Origin of the sequence: Lentzea aerocolonigenes, assembly GCF_000974445.1 — a bacterium.
Lineage (GTDB): Bacteria > Actinomycetota > Actinomycetes > Mycobacteriales > Pseudonocardiaceae > Lentzea > Lentzea aerocolonigenes.
The window spans coordinates 1-3274 of record NZ_BBOJ01000054.1; the positions used below are offsets into that span (position 1 = coordinate 1).

Annotated in this window: 4 protein-coding genes; 1 reads left to right on the forward strand and 3 read right to left on the reverse strand. The window is 65.5% G+C overall.

Annotation, left to right across the window (positions count from 1 at the left end; translation table 11 throughout):
- From AOM45_RS48765 to AOM45_RS48775, 3 genes are all read right to left on the reverse strand, one after another.
- Positions 1–448: helix-turn-helix domain-containing protein (locus AOM45_RS48765; protein WP_156249791.1), on the reverse strand; the 448-nt coding region annotated here is incomplete at its 3' end.
- A 138-nt stretch (positions 449–586) separates the two neighbouring features.
- Complete coding sequence (cutA, locus tag AOM45_RS48770) at positions 587–913, reverse strand: divalent-cation tolerance protein CutA (protein ID WP_236704121.1); 327 nt, start codon at positions 911–913, stop codon at positions 587–589.
- A gap of 451 nt (positions 914–1364) precedes the next feature.
- Positions 1365–1925, reverse strand: coding sequence for a TetR/AcrR family transcriptional regulator (locus AOM45_RS48775; protein ID WP_030474305.1), 561 nt, complete (start codon positions 1923–1925; stop codon positions 1365–1367).
- Between the two features lie 37 nt (positions 1926–1962).
- On the opposite strand from AOM45_RS48775, the gene AOM45_RS48780 reads away from it, so the two are divergent.
- Positions 1963–3003 carry an epoxide hydrolase family protein gene (locus AOM45_RS48780; protein ID WP_030474304.1) on the forward strand — a complete coding sequence of 347 codons (1041 nt, stop codon included), beginning with the start codon at positions 1963–1965 and terminating at the stop codon, positions 3001–3003.
- The last annotated feature ends 271 nt before the right edge of the window (positions 3004–3274 follow it).

Below are 3274 nucleotides of genomic sequence, written 5' to 3' on the forward strand. Positions count from 1 at the left end.
CGCAGGTGGTGTCGTGGTCGGGGTCGCCTTTGGCGATCAGCCGGGGGCGCCGCCAGCTGGCCTGCTCCCGTAACCGCCGGTAGAAGGTGCGCAGGCTCATCTCGGGTCGCCGGGCGGCGCGCCAGAGTCGTGCGGTGGTCCAGGCTTTCGGCGCCTGGAGCAGGGTGTGGATGCGTTGCCCGAGCCGCGGGCTGCCCCGACGCGGGCGTCCGCTGCGCGGCCGGTCGGGTAGCCCGGCGATGCCGTCACGGGTGTGCCGGGCGATCCAGCGGCGCACGGTGACCGGCTCGTAGTGCAGGAGTTCGGCGATCTCGGGTGCGCTCATCCCGGATGCGGACAGCAGCACGATGACGATGCGAGCGGCGACTCGCCAGGGTCCGTGCAACGCGGTGACCAGCTCACGGTGCTGGGCAGGGGTCAAGTCGGCATAGACATGCGCGGGGCGCATACTGGTGGAGGCCTCGTCGTGCTGGTTCAGGTGTGGTAACCGAATCCAACCCGACGAGGCTCTTCACGTTCGCGGCAAGGTCAACTCACGCGAGTTACAGACACAACTTCTGGCAAGGCGCTTAGACCGAGTCCGCGCTTAGTCGACCGGTTCGACCGTGCGGCTGAGCCAGTTGAAGTACGCATCGGTTCCACCGAGCATTTCGACGGCAGTGATTTCCGGGTTGTCCCAAGGATGTTCGGACAGCAGGTGATCGCGCAGGGCAGGGTAGCGGGCCTTGGTGGTCTTCAGGATGGCTTGCCACTCCTGACCTTCGCCCAGCTCCCCGTGATGCCAGTAGACCGAGGTGATCGGGCCGACCACCTGAGCGCTGGCGGCATGGCGCGTGGTGACCGCCGATCGAGCGAGGCTCGCGGCGACTTCTTTGCTGTCGGCAACGACGGTCACCTGAAGGTAGTCAGACACGCGTCGCAGCATAGCTGCACTCGGTGTCGCTACTAGCAAACTACTAACGCGCAGGCCAGGAAGCCTGGACCGTCCAATGTGGACTCAATGACTGGTGCCGTTGGGGGTTCACATTGGGGTTCATACGGGGGTTCATCTTGGGGTTCACGTTAGAGCGCCACCCCCGCAGGGTGACGTTTGCCTACTCACGCATGACGTAAGGGGTTCCACTGGTATCCCAGACTCATGTACAGGAACGTCATGTGACCCACGTTCGCGCCGGGCGGCGCGACTGCCCTGTAGGGTCTCACCGATGACTACATGTTGATCTTGTTGGACCTTGGGGTTTGTGTTTATCTCACGGAGACTTGATCAAGATCAATCTCATGGCCGCTCCATTTCTTCATGGCTGGGCGTGGTTTCGATGAGTGCTGACCGGAAGCGGAGTTCCAGCACTTCTTGCTGTCGTGCATCACCCGTCGGCGAGGCGTTGGATGCTGGTGCTCAGCCAGGCCTGGAGATCAGCGGGGTCGCCGAGTTCGGAACGTAGGACCCGGTGGCGGGTCGAGACGCCGAGCACGAAGGCGTCGATCGCCGCGGCTCGACTGCGGGCGTCCGCGTCGTCCAGGCCGCTGTCGCGCAGGTAGCGGTGCAGCGGCTCCAGCGAGTTCGTGTCGAGGAAGGCGGCCAGCGCTTCCGCCGCCTCCGGGCGTTCGCCGGACGCGCGTTGCAGCACGAGCAGCGGATCCGCCTCGGGGACGCCGAACCAGCGCTGGACGATGCTGGCCGCGAGGCGCGAACCCAGCGCGGAACGGTCGCCGTCGAAAGAGTCCGCGACGGGGATCTCGACTTGGGTGGCCGCCAGGAAAAGGCCATCCTTACCGCCGAAGTAGCGCGTGATGAGGTTGGGCGACACGCCGGCCGCGTCGGCCACGCCTTTGACCGTGATCGCGGCGTATCCGTGCTGGGCGAACTGGCGTTGCGCGTGCTCCAGGATTCGCTGCCTGGTGGCGGCCGCATTTCGCAAAGTCATGTGTATCAGCATACACATCATGTGTATGCTGATACACATGAACGACGAGATGCGGGAAAGACTCCAGCGGACGCGGCGTGTCGCGACTCCGTGGAGTGACGACGGGACGCGCGGCATCAGCGGCACCCACCTCGATGAACTGCTCGAACGCTGGGCGAACGGGTATGACTGGGGCGAGCACGAGCGCCGCATCGGCGGGTTCCCCTGGGTGACGGTGCGGGCAGGCGACGCCGACCTGAGTGTCATCCACCAGCGGTCCGCGAATCCCGGCGCCCCGGTTGTCGTGTTGCTGCACGGCTGGCCGGACTCGGTGTTGCGGTTCGAGCGCGTCCTACCTTTGCTCGCGGACATGCACGTGGTGGTTCCCGCGCTGCCGGGCTTCCCGTTCGCGGCCCCGCTCACCATTCCCGGCATGTCGGTCAACCGGATCGTCGAGATCGTCGCGGACGCTCTCGACAAGCTTGGTTACTCGCGGTACACGGTGTCCGGTGGCGACGTGGGTGGCACCGTCGCGGAGATCCTCGCGGGCGAACACCCGGACCGGGTAGCTGCCCTGCACCTCACGAACGTCGCCCCGCAGCATGCGTTCACGGCGGACCCGGCGAAGCTCGCGCCCGACGCGGCGGCCTACCTCAGGCGAGCGGCGCAGTGGTTCCGGACCGAAGGCGGGTACATCGCGGAGCAGTCGACGCGGCCGAACACGCTCGCCGTCGCCCTCGGCGACTCACCCGCTGGCCTCGCGGCGTGGATCGTCGAAAAACTGGAGTCCTGGTCCGACGGTCCAGCCTTCACGCCGGACGAACTTCTCACCTGGGTCACCGCCTACTGGGTCACCGGCACGATCGGCACCTCTTTCGCCACCTACGTCGAACCAGTCACCATCCCCGACCGGATCGACACGCCTACCGTGCTGTCGGTGTTCCCGCACGACATCAAACCGGAGCCGCGAAGCTACGCTGAGGCGTTCCTGAACATCAGCGATTACGTGAAACACCCTACCGGTGGCCACTTCGCAGCCTGGGAACAGCCCGAGGCATACGCCGATGACGTACGCCGTGCGGTCAAGCTGGGCGGCTGAAACAGAGCTTGCGGATGCGCCACCGCCGCAACACCGCGCGTCCGGCACGGCCCACGGCGTGGCAGCGACACCGTGAACGTTCGTGGTCTCGGCACTAGCCTCGGGATTTCACCTGATCTGAGGTGACACGCCTCTGAATGCGCGGAAGTGCCTGTCCTGTAAGGAAAACTGGTGTTTGCGAAGACATCAGATACACCGAACAGGAAGGCACTCCGCAGGTGAAGCGTAGCGCAGGTCCGTGTCTGGTTCTTGATCCGGCTCGTGAGTCGCT

What these genes read in the sequence shown, in the direction of transcription:
- AOM45_RS48775 (WP_030474305.1), bottom strand. Translation starts at nt 1,925, where the DNA reads ATGACTTTGCGAAATGCGGCCGCCACCAGGCAGCGAATCCTGGAGCAC.
- AOM45_RS48780 (WP_030474304.1), top strand. Translation starts at nt 1,963, where the DNA reads ATGAACGACGAGATGCGGGAAAGACTCCAGCGGACGCGGCGTGTCGCG.